This is a genomic window from Exiguobacterium sp. R-17 (assembly GCF_049913315.1).
In the GTDB taxonomy this organism is placed as follows: domain Bacteria; phylum Bacillota; class Bacilli; order Exiguobacteriales; family Exiguobacteriaceae; genus Exiguobacterium_A.
Window position 1 is genome coordinate 2,455,340 of sequence record NZ_CP184372.1, and the last position, 15,797, is coordinate 2,471,136.

Sequence of the window (15,797 nt, forward strand, 5' to 3'; positions counted from 1 at the left end):
AAGCGTTATCAAATATTTCTGATTCTTTGTTTTTAAAGCTGAGATACCTTCTTTTTGATAACGCTTTCAATTTTAAGGGAATGTTTTACTTATTTCGTTTTTTACTATTCGTTTTACAATTTTTAACTGCTATAATGACTTCATAGCATATGAGGGAGTGACGAAGATGTTTCAACGTGTTAAACAGTTGTTGAATGATCAAAGTCGAAGAGTTCATCGTTATGAAAAAATCGTAACGACGATCAATAGCTTAGAACGAGAAATGGAGCAAACATCTGATGAAGCGTTACGGGAGTTGACGATTTCGTTGCGGGAACGGCTACGAAACGGAGAACGGATTGATGCAATCTCACCAATGGCGTTTGCGCTTGTTCGAGAAGCGAGTAAACGGACGCTCGGCTTACGACACTACGATGTGCAGCTCATGGGCGGACTCGCACTACTGGAAGGACAAATCGCCGAAATGGCGACAGGTGAAGGAAAGACGCTCGTCGCTTCACTCGCGAGCTTCACCCAAGCGTTATATGGAAAAGGCGTTCACGTCATTACCGTCAATGAGTATCTAGCACGACGCGATGCTGAACAAATCGGTCAGATCCACCGTTTTTTAGGATTGCAGGTCGGAATCAATTCCGCTGAAGCAACGTTTGAGGAAAAACGGATTGCCTACGCAGCAGATATTACATACGGTGTCGGGACTGAATTCGGATTCGATTACCTGCGGGATCATCTGATCATAGAGCCGACGGAACGTCTGCAACGTCCCCTGCACTTCGCCTTAATCGACGAAGTCGATAGCATTTTAATCGATGAAGCGAAAACGCCACTCATCATGGCGGAACGAGACAGTGTCCACGAAGGATTACAACAACTCGTCCGTCATGTCGTCCAGACGTTTGAAGACGAGCGGGATTATACGTTTGATGAAGAAATCAAAGCCGTCGCCTTGACCGATCATGGCATCGAAACAATCGAAGAGGCGTTTGCGATTGATCATCTGTTTGCCGCCGAGCATTCCGTCCTCTTCCATTACGTCATTCAAGCCTTACGTGCCCATGTCGTTCTCAAACGAGATGTCGATTATATCATCAAGGATCAAAAAATCGCGCTCGTCGACCTCTTCACAGGTCGTCTGATGGAAGGACGCAGTCTATCCGATGGTTTACACCAAGCCCTCGAAGCAAAAGAAGGGGTTCCGGTCACGGAAGAGAACCGGACGACCGCCCAAATCACGATCCAACATTACTTCCGTCTCTATCATCAGGTAGCTGGAATGACCGGTACGGCGGCGACGTCACGGGAAGAATTTCAAAAGACATACGGCATGGACGTCGTGACGATTCCATCGAACCGCCCGAAAATTCGGATCGATGCAGAGGACGTCGTCTTTGCAACACGCGACGAAAAGCTAGAAGCCATCGCGCTGGCAACAAAATCGGCACACGTCACGGAACGACCGGTTTTGATCGGGACTTCATCGATTGAACAGTCCTTGCGCGTCGCGAAGACACTTGATGCGCACGGACTCACCTACGAGATCCTGAACGCTAAAACCGTCGATCAGGAAGTCCGGATCATTGCGGCTGCCGGACAAGCTGGTCGAATCACGATCGCGACCAATATGGCAGGTCGCGGAACGGATATTTTACTCGATGAAGCGGCACGACAACAAGGCGGCTTGTTCGTCATCGGTACCGAACGCCATGAATCGATCCGGATCGACAACCAGTTGCGTGGTCGGGCAGGTCGCCAGGGTGATCCTGGATTGACGCAGTTTTATCTTTCGCTCGAAGATGAACTGCCACGCCGTTTCGCGCGCGATCGCCTCGAGCGTGTGCAACAAAAAGTACGAAATACTGCCGGTCCGCTCACTTCGCGTGACGTCCGGGATCTATTGCAGTTCGCTCAGTCGACATGTGAATCTGTCAACCGAAGTGTTCGGGATGAACTCGTTCAGCTCGAAGAAGTCATCAGTGAACAACGGCAAGCGATCTATCATCTCCGAAACAGAATCGTTGATGCGACGTCACTCGAGGATATCGTTCAGCCATTTGCAGGACGTGTCTTGCCGTCGATCCTCGACCAAACACTCTCTGACGATCTGGTTCCAGAAGAATGGCCACTGGCTCTCGTCATGACAGAACTCGAGCAACTGTTACATCAACCAGTCACGTTAGAACGACTGGAGACGATCGACGAGATGAAACGACAACTCGAGCCGCTGATTGCTGAAACCGAAGCCCTACTCGTTGCCCATGTCACAGCTGAAAAAGAGACCGTCAAACGTTTCATCCTCCTTGCACTGGACGAGCAATGGACGCGCCACCTGACGGCGATGAACACTTTAAAAGAAGGGATTCATCTCCGCAGTTACGGACAAGAACAACCGGTCCGCATCTTCGAACGGGAAGGCATGGATTATTTTGAATATGCCATTGCAAGTTTCGAGAAACAGGTCCTTTCAGGCATCTGCCGCGCCGAACAGACACACGATAGCGAAGGAGAACTGCACCATGCACACGTCGAATGAAGTGTTCCGTCCCCCGCTCTACTTCACGGAGGACATGCCGATCGTCAAGGAAGATGAATACGTCTTTCGTCACGTCGTGAAACAACTGCCTGATCTAGAAGCCAATCAGATGGCGATCCATCTGTTTCAAGTCTTATCACACCGTCCGCTTCATGTCATCGCCTTGTTCCAAAACACGTTGTCTCGGTCGTTCCACCTGAATGACCTCGTCGTCCTTGCTTTATCCGGTGATGAACTTGTTGCTCGTAAAGTTCTCAGTATCGAGGAGATCCCGGTCATCCTTCCGATGGCGACGTTACCGCTCTGGTTGACGTTTGAAGAAGACGAATGTTTCGTCGACCTCGAACAGTTGACGGAGCCGCTACAACTCGTCTTCTCAAGCGAGACTCTGACGGAGCTCTTCATCGAAGACGACTCCACGGAACTCGAGCAACGGATGATCCGCCAAGTCGCTTATTCGCATCCGACACCACCCGCAGACGGTTGGTCCCTCTTACCAGTTTCAATCACGCGCGAGCTAGACACTGTGACAGCAATCGTTCTCGTCCGTAATGCGAGCGATCAGACGCTGACACTCGAGGCGCTAACACTTGAACTAATGGATGACGAAACGCCAATCGCAGATGTCACCCATCCCGGACTCTCCTTACCCGCTTATAGTCAACAAGCGATCCGTCTCCGTTTTTCCTGCACTGCCCCGCACGTCGATGCTCTCGGACTTCGCTATCTCCCACCTTCTTCATAAAAAAACGTCTCGGCACACAAGATGCCGAGACGTTTTCCTTATCCTTTTAAGAGTCCGATGACACGGACGTTGATTGCTTTGGGTTGGAACGCGAGCATGTTTTCCATGTCTTGCGCGATTCGTTCTTGGACTTTTCCAGCTGTCTTGATGATCGACATGCCGTATTTGATATGCACAGATAAACTGACCGTGATGTCGCCGCCGACATCTTCGACTTTTACAAGTTTGACCATCTGTTTTTCCTGTAATTTTGAATCGTCTGCTGTAAAAGCAATGCCTTCTGTTTCTTGAACGGCTACACCTGCGATGACCTCGATGACTTGTTGCGAGACGTTCACGACACCATCCGCATTATTTAAATTATATGACATACCTTCCACGCCCTTCGTCTAGTAATCCATCTATCTAAAGTGTAATGCATTCCGCTTTATTTTGAAAGGTCTTCCCGCTTCTCGACGATCGGACGAATATCGATCTCAATCAAAGGACGGAGGACACGGACGATGAGCGGGTGTATGATGATGCCAACGATTAGTAAGGCGACGCCAATCATGATCAGTAAGGCAAGCCATGCTTGCGGAACGAACGCATCCGTTACGTATTGGCGCCACGCCATGACGAAGAAGACGTGAAGCAAGTAGACATAGAGACTGAGTTCCCCTGCTCGCGTGATGAGCGGCAAACGACGCATTGGAATTAACATCATGAAACCGAGCGAAGCCGCAATCGATAAGAGGTAGATGACGCTATGCTTGAGTACACCAACCCACGCGTCACTATCATATTGTTCGACATATGGGAAACGATGCTTGAACGCATTTGCAAAGTCGACAATCTCTTTCGGCGTATCACGCCATGCTTCGAATAACAGGAAGCCCATGACGGCTGCGAACGTGATACCACCAATCAAACGGACGTTCATCCGCCGCTTGAAATTCTTCGGCATCTCGAAAATCCGGATGAACTCGTGCTCCGATAGATAGTTCCCGAGTAAGAAATACGGATAGAACATGATCAACTTGCGAAGTGCTAAGAAGCCCGTGTTCTCAAGCTCGAACCCATATAACAAAGCGAACGCGAGACCAAACCAGACATATCCTCGCAAGCGGACGACATACGGCGTTACGATATACCAGACGACCATAACGAACAAATACCAAAGTGCCCAGTACGGACGTAGTAGATGTGTTCCGATATTTTCCCCGGACAACAGTGGTAGTCCTTCTCCAAGTGTCGCCCAAGAACCAATTAAAATTTGCCAGACACAATAGACGGCAAATAATTGGATGACGCGTAAGTATTTATTTTCGCGGAAGAAATAACCGCTTAAGATAATGAATAATGGCATATGAAACGAGTAAATTAATAGATAGACCGTCTCGAGCAACTTTCCGTCATAATCAAACCGTAAATCCGTCAGCATGTGACCGATGACGACGAAAATGACAAGAAAACCTTTGATATTATCAAACCAAGGATTCCGATTCATGTTACACTACCCCTTATACTCCCTCGAAAGGAACGAATGTTTATGAAAAAGACACTCCTGATTCTATCCATCGTCTTGAACGTCGTTCTCCTTGCATTGTTACTGGGACGTAAACCGCTCGAAACCTTCGGAAGCGTCTTACCTGCAAAGAGTACGACTCCAGTCACGACATTCCAATACGATAAGAACCCGAACTATGTCCGTTTGAATAGTCTATTCCATACTTATCAATACCCAAAATCAGCGAACGCTGTCATGTTAGGTGACTCGATGACGAATTTTGCCGATTGGCGCATCTTGATGGAGGATCCGACAATCATTAATTTCGGGATTCCTGGCGATACGACAGAAGGCTTTTTGACTCGCCTCGACTTGATTCTCGAGATGAAACCAAAACGCGTCTTCTTGATGGGTGGCATCAATGACATCCGTCACTATACGCCGATTCCACAAATTACTGAGAACATGACGACGATCGTGACAACACTTCGAAAAAATAACATCGACGTCGTCCTCCAGTCAACCGTTCCTGTGGCTCCAAAATATTCGGACTCTGTCCGAATCAATCGTGATGTCGAAGCGTTGAACCGGAACTTACAAAATCTCGCTCAATCGCTTAAAATCCCATTCGTCGACTTGAGACCTGTCTTGACGAACAAACAAGGGTATCTTCAGAATCGCTTGACGTATGATGGATTACACCTCGTCGGTGGGGGTTACCTGCGCTGGAGTGATGCCTTAAAACCTTATGCGTTGCAAGCAAACATAACAGCAAACAAATAAGCGATGGCGCATTAAAAAAACGGCTCATCCCGACAATCGGGATGCGCCGTTTTTCGATTCTTAGTCTTCTTGGTTTTTAACACCCATATAAGCTGCAACGCTTGATGCTGAGAAAACAGCAACAGCAACGATTCCGACAGCGATCCAGATAACCTGATCCATCATTTCTTCATATCCTCCTTTATGTAACCGCTCACTTCTACATTTAGCGTACACGAATTTCGTCAAGAAAGAAACACATTTTCCATGTCTAATGACTAGACGATTCGGGAAAAAGTAACTATAGTAGAAGGACAACTATAAATTGTCAGAAAATTCGATTATTTAACAAGGAGGTGTTTCTGATGGCCACTTCATTGCTTACGCCGAAAGTGACATTACGACATCGAAGTACTCTCAACTTTGGATATTGGCTTGTCATCGGATGCATAGGATGGGTGATGCTTGCCCTCGTCACGAATGTTGGTACCGTTCTTGGTCGTCTTCCCTTATATGAAAGCATTCCCCTCGCGATCCTTGTACTTGGGCTCACAGGTATCGTACTAAAAATGGCGCGTGACGAGTGGTGGATTCATTATCTTGAACGTCAGACCCAGTATTATATCGGACATGAGACCGTGACCAGTTGGTGCACGACGATCGATAGCATGTGGCTGATCCGTAAGACGATGCGTCGTGAACTTCGCCTACTTTACCGGCAGCTCGCTCAGACGAAGGCATCGGAAGAAGTGAAACAGATCCTTGCCCTTCAGCTTGTCGAGCGTGGCGTGCTCATCGTCTACTCCCGTCCAAAAAGTGATCATCCCGCTTGAAGCGAAAAGAGGACTGCCCCATTACCTTCTAGAAGAGAAGCAGATGGGACAGTCCCTTTTTAGTGTTTTAACCAATCGGTTGCTGCTTCGATCGTCGGCATGACAAGTTGGTGTCCGTAGTTCGACCATGTGACATCGACTGATGCACCAGCCTCCTTCAAGAGTGCTGACAACTCTTCTGTTTCCTGAGCGGGACAGATTGGATCATTACTACCGGCGCCGATGAACACACGAACATTTGATAAGTCCGGTAACGTCACACCGCGACGTGGTACCATCGGATGCAGTAAGATGGCTTGTTTAAATAGCGCTTCTTCAAACAACATGTTCGCTGCGATGTTGGCTCCGTTCGAATAACCGACCGGAATCAGGCGATCGAGTGCGAAGTCACGTTCCGCTGCTTGTTCTTGTAAAAATTGAATCAATCGTGCTGTCCGTAAAGCGAGATCTTCTTCATCGAAGACGCCTTCTGCGAGCCGTTTGAAGAAACGTGGCATCCCGTTTTCCGAGACTTCTCCACGGACGGACAAGTAACCGGCTTCCGGATCAAGCAGCGAGACGAGTCCGATGAGGTCTTGTTCCGTTCCGCCTGTGCCGTGTAAGAGTAAAAAGATCGGTGCATCCATTGTTTTTGGCGCTTGATATAAATGAATCATATGAGTCTCCCCTTCGGTACTGTAATAGGTGTTACGTGATTCGTGATCGCGGTGCGATGCGCTTCAAATTGTTCCGGCAACTTCAAGTCTTCTCCAAGCATCTCGAAGTCTTCATCGATCGCGAACCCTGGATTGTCAGTTGCGATTTCATGGAGGATGCGTCCACGGTCATGGAAATAGATCGACGTAAAGTAATTGCGATCTTTTACTTCAGTCGTCTGCAAACCGAACGCGTTGATCGCCTTCATCCAGTCGAGTTGTTCCTCTTGATCGGTTGCGCGCCAGGCGATGTGGTGAACGGTTCCCGTACCCGGACGACCAACCGGCATCTGACCATGGACGACATCAATGACATTTCCAAACTCCCCTTCCGCAATGTATCGGTCAACGGTTTCCGTCCGTTTACTGAGGGTGAGCCCCAATGTATCGGTCAGTAATTTGGCTGTGTCTGATGGATCTCGCGACAGTAATGTCGCTCCCGCAAATCCTTTGATGGCGACGTCACGCGTGATACCGTCGATTTCATAGCGACTGCCTCGTCCCGCCTTGCGTTCGACGAGCTCGATTTGAAGACCATGTGGATCTTCGAACGCGATCTGTTGCTCTCCGAAACGAACTGTTTCTTCAAACGAGACGTTCTTTTGTGTCAGCCGTGCTTTCCAGAAATCCGATGCACCGACCGGAATCGCGTAAGCTGTCGTTCCGACCTGTCCGGCACCGACCTGTCCTCTCGCCATGCCTTTAAATGGGAAGAACGTGATGATCGTTCCGGGTGCACCAGACTCGTTTCCAAAGTAAAAATGGTACGTCCCTGGATCATCGAAGTTGACCGTTTTTTTGACGAACCGTAGTCCGAGAATCGTCCCGTAAAAATCAAGATTTTCTTGAGGATCGCCGACCATTGCTGAGATGTGATGGATACCTTGCGTTTTCATAGAATAGGTCCCCTCCTTCAATCGTTACTGTTAACACAATAATAGTAACTAATGAACAAAAAGTAAACTAATTAGACTTGTTTCCATTTCCCCTGGAACCTTTACCCAATTTTGACCGTAGGACACTAGGTAACAATGGTACACTTGTCGTGCAACAGACATCTTTATAAGGAGGTTCTTATGTTAGAAATCAAACACATCACGAAGCGTTTCGGCGATTTCACTGCCGTTGATGCGTTGACGATCGAAGTGCCACGCGGACAAATCTTTGGTTTGCTTGGTGCGAACGGTGCCGGCAAGACAACGACGTTCCGGATGCTACTCGGTCTACTCCAACCAACCGAAGGTTCGATCACATGGAATGGAGAGCGTATTCCGACTTCAAAGATTGGATATCTTCCGGAAGAACGCGGATTGTATCCGAAAGTCCGAGTCGACGAACAACTCTTATTTCTTGCTGAACTCCGCGATATGAAACGGAAGGATGCAAAACGAGCACTGACCGAATGGCTCGAGTATTTCCAAATTCCTCAATATGAAAAAATGCGTGTCGAACAACTCTCAAAAGGAAACCAACAAAAAATCCAGTTGATTTCCGCCGTCCTACATAAACCTGAACTGCTGATTTTAGATGAACCATTTAGCGGACTCGATCCAGTCAATGCGGAACAATTAAAGCGTGCCGTTAAAAAATTGACCGTCGATGGAACGACGATCGTCTTCTCGAGTCACCGAATGGATCATGTCGAAGAACTCTGCGAGCATGTTGCGATTCTCGATCATGGTAAGCCCGTCGTCGCTGGTTATCTTCCTGATATCAAGGCGAGCTATGGGAAGACCCGTGTCCTCTTGACGACGGATGCCCCACCACTCCTATGGGATAGCTTACCGGGTGTCCTTCAAGTTGAGTCGGACAATAATGGACATGTCGTCCAAGTTTCTTCAAAAGAAACCGCTGACCAACTTCTCCAACATATCGTCAGTGAAGGACACCATGTTGATCGTTTTGTCTGGGATCAATTATCCTTGCAGGATATCTTCATCGAGGAGGTCGGAAAACGTTATGAACCGTAAATTCCTGACTTTATATCGCTTCAATTTATTACAGAAACTACGTGCCAAAAGCTTTTTGATCTCAACTGTTCTGATGGTCCTGTTTCTCGTCGGCTTTGGCAATATCGAACGGATTCTCGACTGGTTCTCGGGTGACGATCCGAAAGTCGCCCTCGTCAGTAAATTATCGACAGACCTTCGCCCTGCCTTGAAAAAGGCTGGTGTCACCTCAGACATCACACCGAAGGAGTATACGGTCGCAGAAGCACGTAAAGCGGTCGATCGAGGCACGTTTGACGTCGTAGCGATTGTCCAAGATTCTTATGACGTGACGCTCGTTAGTGCTAGTCCTGAATCCGAGTTACAGACACAAGTCGCGACGGTCGTCAAACAAGTCCGTGATCAAGCGGTCATCACGGATGCGAAGATTGACCCGAACGTTCTTGCGTCACTCGCTAAACCCGTTCCCGTCAAACAAGAGTTGACGTCGACAGGTGGAAAAAGTGAAGACGAACTCTTTGCCGCATCCGCGCTCGTCTATGTATTGCTGTTTTTGATGTACTTCACGATCGCGATCTACGGTGGAATGATCGTCACGGAAATCGCGAATGAAAAATCATCACGGGTCATGGAGTTGCTGATCTCTGCGGCGAGTCCGATCCAGCACATGCTCGCGAAGATTCTTTCAATCGCTACCGTTAGTCTCGTACAATTGTCGATTCTCGTCGGTGTCGGCTACTACAGTGCTCAAAGTAGCAGTTTATTTGATCAGTTATCACTCGATTCCTTAAGTGCCCGAACAATCATCTATCTGTTCGTCTTCTTCTTGCTTGGATACTTCCTATATGCCACGTTACTTGCAGCACTCGGTTCGCTCGTCAGTCGGGTCGAGGATGCGCAGCAAGTGACGTTACCGGTCATCTTGTTAATCGTTGCTGCCTTCATGATTTCAATGTTCAGTCTGAACGCACCGACGAATCAAGCCGTCGTCGTCTTGTCATTCGTTCCGTTCTTTACACCGATGGTCATGTTCTTGCGTGTCATGTTGACCGATGTACCGCTATGGCAAGTTTCGATTTCCCTCATTTTAATGCTGATCAGCATTTCGCTCGCCTTATTTGTCGGAACGAAATTCTACCGTGGTGGTGTTCTGTTCTACGGATCGAATCCGCTTAAACAATTACGCCGCATCTTAAGCGGACGCCGGTAACAGTTTACAAGACGAATCGTTTCCGCTATCGTTAGGTGAGAAAAAGCCTTTAGGAGGAACTACGTTATGCGGTCTCGTTTTTGGGCAGCGATCCTTTTCACAGCTGCTGCCATGGTCTCGTCACTTGTCATGTTCACGAAATTCCCGCAAGCGAGTGCGACATGGGAACTCGTCATTGCCTATGGAGGCATGGCGTTCGTCTCTAGCCTCTTTTGCTGGTCCTTCGTCGCGGTGCGCCGCCAGTCTTCACGTTTATACGGTAGCTGGGCTGGTGTCTTCATCGCCGGATTGACTGTCTTACTTGTCTGTCTCGCGCGATTCGTCTTGCGTGGTGATGTGATGATGATTTTCAAGTGGCAAGCGATGCTCGGTAGCTTAACTCTCAATTTCGGCTATGTCGGTTGGGTACTCGTCATTGCGAATGCGATCATCGGTTTCATCATCGGTCGGACACGTCAAAAGACGCGTCGCCCACGTCCGATGCCACAACGTCAATAAAAAAGTCGCTGTCTTCTGAACGTCAATCAGAAGACAGCGACTTTTTTTCATTTTCGGTGATAACGAGAGCGGCTTTTCCGGTCGCTATAATCCGCATAATAAGTCGAACTGGACAAAGAAATCCCGTCCGTCATACGATCGAGGTATTCATCCAGTTGCATCATCGATGGTAATTTATCCTCAAATAACTCATACGTCTCTTCAGCTTGATCGCGTTGCAACTCTCCAGCTTCCATGACGGCTTCGACGAGCTCATGAAAGATCCGTTGCTCGGTGGCACTCATTGTCTGCTCGATCCGTTTGACATCCTCATCATACATTAAATCAAACAGACGCATTCGCTCCTCGAGCTGTTCCTCGACCCATGTTCCGTCTTGTCCGAGCGTCTGTTCATAAGCAAGCTTCATCTCTTCGAGCGGTGTGTTCTGTTGCATGATGAACTTTAACGACTCTCCCGTCCAGATATGCCGTGCCAAATAACTGGCATCGATGTTCAAGACGTCCGCTAATGCTTCGATGTAGGGTTTAGTTGGATAGACTTCGCTGAGTTCCGTCCGACGGATGAAATACGGTGCGACACCGAGGCGTTCAGCCAATTGTTCAATCGTAATCCCGGCACGCTCTCGTAAGATACGGATCCGGTCACCGTAACCCCGATATGGTGAATGGTCTAGCATACGATTCCCTCCCTTGTTCCTATGGTATCATCATACCCTTGAATCCGGTGTCGGATACATCGAACTTTTGGATGAATTCCGGAACAGATGGCGTGGGTAGCGTAACCAAATCGGTAGGACACTTAAAAAGTATCCGATCGTGACGATACTGATCCAAAATGCGGCTAAGTTGAGGAATGATCCGACCTGTAGTCCTGCTCGGGTCACGACGACTTGGAACAATAAGAAAGCATGAAAAACCGAGATCAGGTACGGAATGAGCAAGACCGCACCATACTTCATGAGCAAGTAACGGCGGATATTCCCGGAACCGAACCCTAACGCAAACAATGTCTTCATTCGTTTTTGTTCTTGTTCCGCTGTCATCTGCATCCACACATGCAGGAAACTTGCATTGATGACGAACAACCAGATCGTCAGGAGGATGACGACGAACGTGACGAGGCGCACGATCCGGATGCCGTCGATCTCATCCTCCGTCTCATTGATCAACTGATAAGGAACCGACTGTTTTTCATCTAGCTTTGCTGCAGACTGGATGTTGCGGACAATCTTCATCCACTGTTCCCAGTCCTTTGTTCCGTAATCATGATAGGCTGGCGTATCAAAGACGACGATTTGACGGACAGGTTGCTTCAGTGTTTGAAAGACGGCATCACTGACGACGAACATCGTCTCGATCCGGTAATTGTAACCGAAGACTAAATCATGGGAAGCAGCGGGAAGCAATTCAAAGTCGGCTTTTTCCATCGCCTGTTTCGCTTTTTTCATCGTCGGCGTGTTCTCTTCCAGTTGTACTGGACGTGCCGGTACGAAGAAACTCTGTCGACCGGTCGCTGTCCGCTCCTGAAAATGCAGTTGACGCATCATCTTGTTGTACGCTGAAATCGGCAAGAGCACCCGTGTTCCATCTGCCTTCACTTGAATATCTTGCTGGTAGCGATCCGGGAACGCCTTGGTCATCGTCTGCTTGATATCCTTCAATCGTTTCGTCGGCTGAGCGGACTCTTCATAATAGACGAGACCGAATTGGTTTTGTGACGATAAATCGAGTCCGACCAATTGAAATAAGAAAACGAGACCGACTGCTGTCAGCGCACAAGACGTCAAAATCGTCCCGAGAGCAATCAACGTACTATTCGTCCGGAGTTGATTGGCGATTTCCGAGACGATCAGCTTCCGAAGCGACAGACGACGAGGACGGTATAATTGGGTCAACCACGGTAAGACATAACGGCAAATGAAGAACGATCCGATGAAGATGACGAGGGGAAATACGATGTAAAATTCGTACATCCGAATGAATGCGAGCGTATACCCGTAGATCAGGGTCAACAAAGCAATGACTTGTATCAGAATCCAGATCCGTCGTCGAAACGGAGACCGTAATCGAACCGGTCGGTCGGGACGAAAGCGATAGATCGCGAGAACGGTTGCCGTCAGTAAGACGATGAGGGCACCACCAATCAAGGCGAGGATTGCATAAAATGATAACTCGAATTCAATCGGTGGCAAGAACATGACCTTAACGACAGAGAGTAATAACATCTTCGTCAAGACGTTTCCAAGCACTAATCCTGCCGTAATCGCAAATCCACCGACGATCAAGACTTCAATCAAAAAATATTTTAAGAAATGCGATAGTCCACTGCCGAGTGTTCGCATCGTCCGCAAATCATTCTTACGGTGCTCAAGCATCGTGTACGTCGTCGAATAGATGAACAGGACACTAAAGAGTAAGATGATCAGCTCCGCGGTGAAGACGAAGAAAATCGTCAGCTCGATGACCTGGTTCAATTGACTCAATACCTTGGCAACATTTTGGAACGATCTATTCGTCAACAAGTTCCAATAACTCGTCACGATTGTCATCGCGATAATAATTGTCAAGGCGTAACCGTAGTACAACCGCTGATAGCGGCGGATGTTACGTAGGGCGTATTGCAGATAATTGATGCTCATCCCCTCCTAATAGCGATAATGATTCGATGACCCGTTGGAAAAAGATACGTCGTGGCTCATCACGGAATAATTCCGTCTGAATGCTGCCGTCTTTGAGAAACAAGACATGATTACAGTACGACGCGACTTGCGGATCATGCGTCACGATGACCATCGTCATCCCGGTCGCATTCAACTCGGCTAGGACGTCCATGACATGTTTCGTCGATTGAAAATCGAGTGCTCCGGTTGGTTCATCCGCGAGTATCAGACGCGGGGTATGGATCAAGGCACGACCGATTGCCGTTCGTTGTCGTTGTCCACCACTTACCTCATCGACCTGTTTATCGAGCAGATCGTCAATCTGTAGACGACGTGCCAACTCTTCCATCTCTTCCCGCGCGAGCTTCGCCTTTTTCCCTGACAGCATCAACGGAACGAGCATGTTTTCACCGAGTGTCAACGAGTCAAGTAGATTGAATTCCTGAAAGATGATCCCGAGTGTCTCGCGCCGGAAACGTGTCATCTCTTTTCGCTTGAACGTCGCTGTATCGACGCCATCGATCAGAATCGATCCCCAGCTTGGTTCGTCAAGTGTCGCAAGCAAATTGATCAGTGTCGATTTGCCGCTACCGGACGGTCCCATGACGGCAACCATCTCACCTTCCTCCACCCGAAAGTTCAAATCGGTCAACGGTTGCTCCGTCACCTTTCCGGGATAGACCTTCCCCAATTGTTTGACTTCAATCATGTGCGCGACCTCCTACTAATCGAATCCGGCATGTCGTGCCGACACCTTCTTCACTCTCGAGTTCGATCTCGTGCCCGAGCTTCAAGCAAACTTGTTGGACGAAATACAAGCCCATCCCGGTCGATTCCCCATAGCGGCGCCCATTCTCACCCGTGAAGAACGCATTAAAGACACGCGGAACATCTCGTTTCGGAATTCCGACACCATCGTCTTGAATCGACAAGACGACCTGCCCCTTTGTCACCTCTGCCGTCAGAACGACTTCTCGACCATGCCCCGTTGTATACTTGATCGCGTTCGTCACGAGCTGTAAGACGAGGAAACGAAACCACTTTGCATCCGTATAGACATACACGTCCTCGGCGATGTCGAGTTTCGGGTAGACCTGGTTTTTGACGAACAATCGTTTTTCTTGATTGATGATGCTCGTCACGAGCGGCTTCAATACCAGTCGTTCCGCCTTTAAGTCTGTCTCGATTGCTTCTAAGCGTGACGAATAGAGCATCTGATCGAGTCCACTGCGTAACCGATCAACCTCTTGACGTAAATCCGCTTGATAGTGTTCCCCTGGATGTTCGAGAATCAGTTCGATGACAGATAATGGTGTCTTCATCTGATGAATCCATTGATCGACATACCGATGTCGTTCTTTTTCTTTTCGTCGCTCAGCAAACAGGCTATTGCGAAACAATGTCTGTTGCCGCTCTAAAAATTGTTCGACGGCAACGGAAATCGGTTCTTCGCTATCGCTACGAATCGGTTCTGCGACTGACTGGACCGGTTGTTGCATCCGTCGTAACAGCGGAAGCATGCTGAAGAAACGATAGCTGAGATAAATCAAGAGACCGATGCTGTTCAAGAGGACGATGTAAAAAAATGCTGCCGGACGATAGAGGTCGTAGAGCCATAAAATAGCGTATAAAATGAGCATCTGTCCGGTAAAGAAGATGGTACCCGGTATCACGTGCCGTAAAAAAAGCTTCATGGCTCAAGAACCAGTTTATAGCCGACACCTCGAACCGTCTCTAGACCAGCAACTCCGATTTCTGTAAGTCGTTTACGGACACGGGTGATATTTACATTCAATGTATTCTCATCGACAAATGCTTCGTCATCCCAAATCCGTTCGAGTAAGTCACCCCGACTAACGATTCGTGGACTTGCCGTCAGCAGCATCTCAAGGATCAGCCCTTCTTTTTTCGACAGCTCGATCGACTGTTCCCCGTACTCGACGATATAACGGTCTAAGTACAGTGTGACACCCTCTTTCGTCACCGTCCGCTCATCCGCCTCGTTCGACAACGTGCCATACGCCCGGCGAATCTGACTTTTAATCTTCGCGATGACGACCGCTCCTTGGAACGGTTTGACGATATAGTCATCAGCACCATATTCGAGTGCCATGACTTGATCCATCTCGCCGACACGTGCCGAGATAAAGAGAATCGGTGCCCGTGTCTTCATCCGTAATTGCCGACACCAATAGAAACCGTCGAACTTCGGTAAATTAACGTCTAATAAAATGACATCCGGATTCGTTTCCTCGTAGGTCGCGATGACATCCCCTCGGCCATCCTCGACGACGACCTTAAAATCATAACGTTCGAGTAGTTCCTTTAATAATGTCGCGATTTTCACATCATCTTCGACTAATAAAATCGTATGCATCGTTCACGTCAACTCCTTCTGTTTCTATCATAACGAACTCAAAAAGGAC

General features: G+C 48.3%; 16 protein-coding genes. 7 read left to right on the forward strand and 9 right to left on the reverse strand.

The window, feature by feature from the left end:
* The first annotated feature begins 166 nt into the window (after window positions 1-166).
* Window positions 167-2,530 (forward strand): accessory Sec system translocase SecA2, encoded by a 2,364-nt coding sequence (secA2, locus tag ACN9MT_RS12970; protein WP_426272321.1) that lies wholly within the window; start codon window positions 167-169, stop codon window positions 2,528-2,530.
* Window positions 2,514-3,275, forward strand: a complete 762-nt coding sequence (locus ACN9MT_RS12975) for an SLAP domain-containing protein (protein ID WP_426272322.1) — start codon at window positions 2,514-2,516, stop codon at window positions 3,273-3,275. The genes secA2 and ACN9MT_RS12975 overlap by 17 nt, the downstream gene beginning before the upstream one ends.
* A 38-nt stretch (window positions 3,276-3,313) precedes the next feature.
* Here ACN9MT_RS12975 and ACN9MT_RS12980 read toward each other — a convergent pair whose 3' ends face one another.
* On the reverse strand, window positions 3,314-3,646 hold the full coding sequence (locus ACN9MT_RS12980) for an Asp23/Gls24 family envelope stress response protein (RefSeq protein WP_029342549.1): 333 nt from the start codon (window positions 3,644-3,646) through the stop codon (window positions 3,314-3,316).
* A 56-nt stretch (window positions 3,647-3,702) separates the two neighbouring features.
* Window positions 3,703-4,764, reverse strand: coding sequence for an acyltransferase family protein (locus ACN9MT_RS12985; protein ID WP_426272323.1), 1,062 nt, complete (start codon window positions 4,762-4,764; stop codon window positions 3,703-3,705).
* Between the two features lie 42 nt (window positions 4,765-4,806).
* Between ACN9MT_RS12985 and ACN9MT_RS12990 the strand changes: the two genes are divergently transcribed.
* Window positions 4,807-5,547, forward strand: coding sequence for an SGNH/GDSL hydrolase family protein (locus tag ACN9MT_RS12990; RefSeq protein ID WP_035410166.1), 741 nt, complete (start codon window positions 4,807-4,809; stop codon window positions 5,545-5,547).
* A 344-nt stretch (window positions 5,548-5,891) separates the two neighbouring features.
* The gene (locus ACN9MT_RS12995) at window positions 5,892-6,359 is read left to right on the forward strand and encodes a hypothetical protein (RefSeq protein WP_035410169.1); all 468 of its coding nucleotides are present in this window, start codon (window positions 5,892-5,894) and stop codon (window positions 6,357-6,359) included.
* Window positions 6,360-6,418: 59 nt separating this feature from the next.
* Here ACN9MT_RS12995 and ACN9MT_RS13000 read toward each other — a convergent pair whose 3' ends face one another.
* Window positions 6,419-7,015 (reverse strand): alpha/beta hydrolase, encoded by a 597-nt coding sequence (locus ACN9MT_RS13000; RefSeq protein ID WP_426272324.1) that lies wholly within the window; start codon window positions 7,013-7,015, stop codon window positions 6,419-6,421.
* The gene (locus tag ACN9MT_RS13005) at window positions 7,012-7,950 is read right to left on the reverse strand and encodes a VOC family protein (protein ID WP_426272326.1); all 939 of its coding nucleotides are present in this window, start codon (window positions 7,948-7,950) and stop codon (window positions 7,012-7,014) included. The genes ACN9MT_RS13000 and ACN9MT_RS13005 overlap by 4 nt, the downstream gene beginning before the upstream one ends.
* Window positions 7,951-8,130: 180 nt before the next feature.
* Here ACN9MT_RS13005 and ACN9MT_RS13010 point away from each other — a divergent pair, with 180 nt between their 5' ends.
* From ACN9MT_RS13010 to ACN9MT_RS13020, 3 genes are all read left to right on the forward strand, one after another.
* Window positions 8,131-9,024, forward strand: a complete 894-nt coding sequence (locus tag ACN9MT_RS13010) for an ABC transporter ATP-binding protein (protein WP_035410178.1) — start codon at window positions 8,131-8,133, stop codon at window positions 9,022-9,024.
* On the forward strand, window positions 9,014-10,213 hold the full coding sequence (locus ACN9MT_RS13015) for an ABC transporter permease (RefSeq protein WP_426272327.1): 1,200 nt from the start codon (window positions 9,014-9,016) through the stop codon (window positions 10,211-10,213). Before ACN9MT_RS13010 ends, ACN9MT_RS13015 begins: the two co-directional genes overlap by 11 nt.
* A gap of 66 nt (window positions 10,214-10,279) precedes the next feature.
* Window positions 10,280-10,711 (forward strand): hypothetical protein, encoded by a 432-nt coding sequence (locus ACN9MT_RS13020; protein ID WP_426272328.1) that lies wholly within the window; start codon window positions 10,280-10,282, stop codon window positions 10,709-10,711.
* A gap of 47 nt (window positions 10,712-10,758) precedes the next feature.
* On the opposite strand, the gene ACN9MT_RS13025 is transcribed toward ACN9MT_RS13020, so the two are convergent.
* From ACN9MT_RS13025 to ACN9MT_RS13045, 5 genes are read right to left on the reverse strand one after another with little or no spacing between them, the layout of a single operon-like run.
* Window positions 10,759-11,388, reverse strand: a complete 630-nt coding sequence (locus ACN9MT_RS13025) for a helix-turn-helix domain-containing protein (RefSeq protein WP_035410187.1) — start codon at window positions 11,386-11,388, stop codon at window positions 10,759-10,761.
* A 30-nt stretch (window positions 11,389-11,418) separates the two neighbouring features.
* Complete coding sequence (locus ACN9MT_RS13030) at window positions 11,419-13,350, reverse strand: FtsX-like permease family protein (RefSeq protein ID WP_056063129.1); 1,932 nt, start codon at window positions 13,348-13,350, stop codon at window positions 11,419-11,421.
* Entirely contained in the window at window positions 13,316-14,080 is a 765-nt protein-coding gene (locus tag ACN9MT_RS13035; RefSeq protein ID WP_035410192.1) for an ABC transporter ATP-binding protein, read from the reverse strand. The genes ACN9MT_RS13030 and ACN9MT_RS13035 overlap by 35 nt, the downstream gene beginning before the upstream one ends.
* On the reverse strand, window positions 14,073-15,065 hold the full coding sequence (locus ACN9MT_RS13040) for a sensor histidine kinase (RefSeq protein ID WP_035410195.1): 993 nt from the start codon (window positions 15,063-15,065) through the stop codon (window positions 14,073-14,075). The genes ACN9MT_RS13035 and ACN9MT_RS13040 overlap by 8 nt, the downstream gene beginning before the upstream one ends.
* The gene (locus tag ACN9MT_RS13045; protein WP_426272329.1) at window positions 15,062-15,748 is read right to left on the reverse strand and encodes a response regulator transcription factor; all 687 of its coding nucleotides are present in this window, start codon (window positions 15,746-15,748) and stop codon (window positions 15,062-15,064) included. Before ACN9MT_RS13045 ends, ACN9MT_RS13040 begins: the two co-directional genes overlap by 4 nt.
* Window positions 15,749-15,797 lie beyond the last annotated feature (49 nt).

Coding starts and splice junctions, on each gene's coding strand:
- ACN9MT_RS12980 (WP_029342549.1), bottom strand. CDS start 3,646: ATGTCATATAATTTAAATAATGCGGATGGTGTCGTGAACGTCTCGCAA.
- ACN9MT_RS12990 (WP_035410166.1), top strand. CDS start 4,807: ATGAAAAAGACACTCCTGATTCTATCCATCGTCTTGAACGTCGTTCTC.
- ACN9MT_RS13035 (WP_035410192.1), bottom strand. CDS start 14,080: ATGATTGAAGTCAAACAATTGGGGAAGGTCTATCCCGGAAAGGTGACG.
- ACN9MT_RS12975 (WP_426272322.1), top strand. CDS start 2,514: ATGCACACGTCGAATGAAGTGTTCCGTCCCCCGCTCTACTTCACGGAG.
- ACN9MT_RS13015 (WP_426272327.1), top strand. CDS start 9,014: ATGAACCGTAAATTCCTGACTTTATATCGCTTCAATTTATTACAGAAA.
- ACN9MT_RS13010 (WP_035410178.1), top strand. CDS start 8,131: ATGTTAGAAATCAAACACATCACGAAGCGTTTCGGCGATTTCACTGCC.
- ACN9MT_RS13020 (WP_426272328.1), top strand. CDS start 10,280: ATGCGGTCTCGTTTTTGGGCAGCGATCCTTTTCACAGCTGCTGCCATG.
- ACN9MT_RS13030 (WP_056063129.1), bottom strand. CDS start 13,350: ATGAGCATCAATTATCTGCAATACGCCCTACGTAACATCCGCCGCTAT.
- ACN9MT_RS13040 (WP_035410195.1), bottom strand. CDS start 15,065: ATGAAGCTTTTTTTACGGCACGTGATACCGGGTACCATCTTCTTTACC.
- ACN9MT_RS12995 (WP_035410169.1), top strand. CDS start 5,892: ATGGCCACTTCATTGCTTACGCCGAAAGTGACATTACGACATCGAAGT.
- secA2 (WP_426272321.1), top strand. CDS start 167: ATGTTTCAACGTGTTAAACAGTTGTTGAATGATCAAAGTCGAAGAGTT.
- ACN9MT_RS13000 (WP_426272324.1), bottom strand. CDS start 7,015: ATGATTCATTTATATCAAGCGCCAAAAACAATGGATGCACCGATCTTT.
- ACN9MT_RS13025 (WP_035410187.1), bottom strand. CDS start 11,388: ATGCTAGACCATTCACCATATCGGGGTTACGGTGACCGGATCCGTATC.
- ACN9MT_RS13045 (WP_426272329.1), bottom strand. CDS start 15,748: ATGCATACGATTTTATTAGTCGAAGATGATGTGAAAATCGCGACATTA.
- ACN9MT_RS12985 (WP_426272323.1), bottom strand. CDS start 4,764: ATGAATCGGAATCCTTGGTTTGATAATATCAAAGGTTTTCTTGTCATT.
- ACN9MT_RS13005 (WP_426272326.1), bottom strand. CDS start 7,950: ATGAAAACGCAAGGTATCCATCACATCTCAGCAATGGTCGGCGATCCT.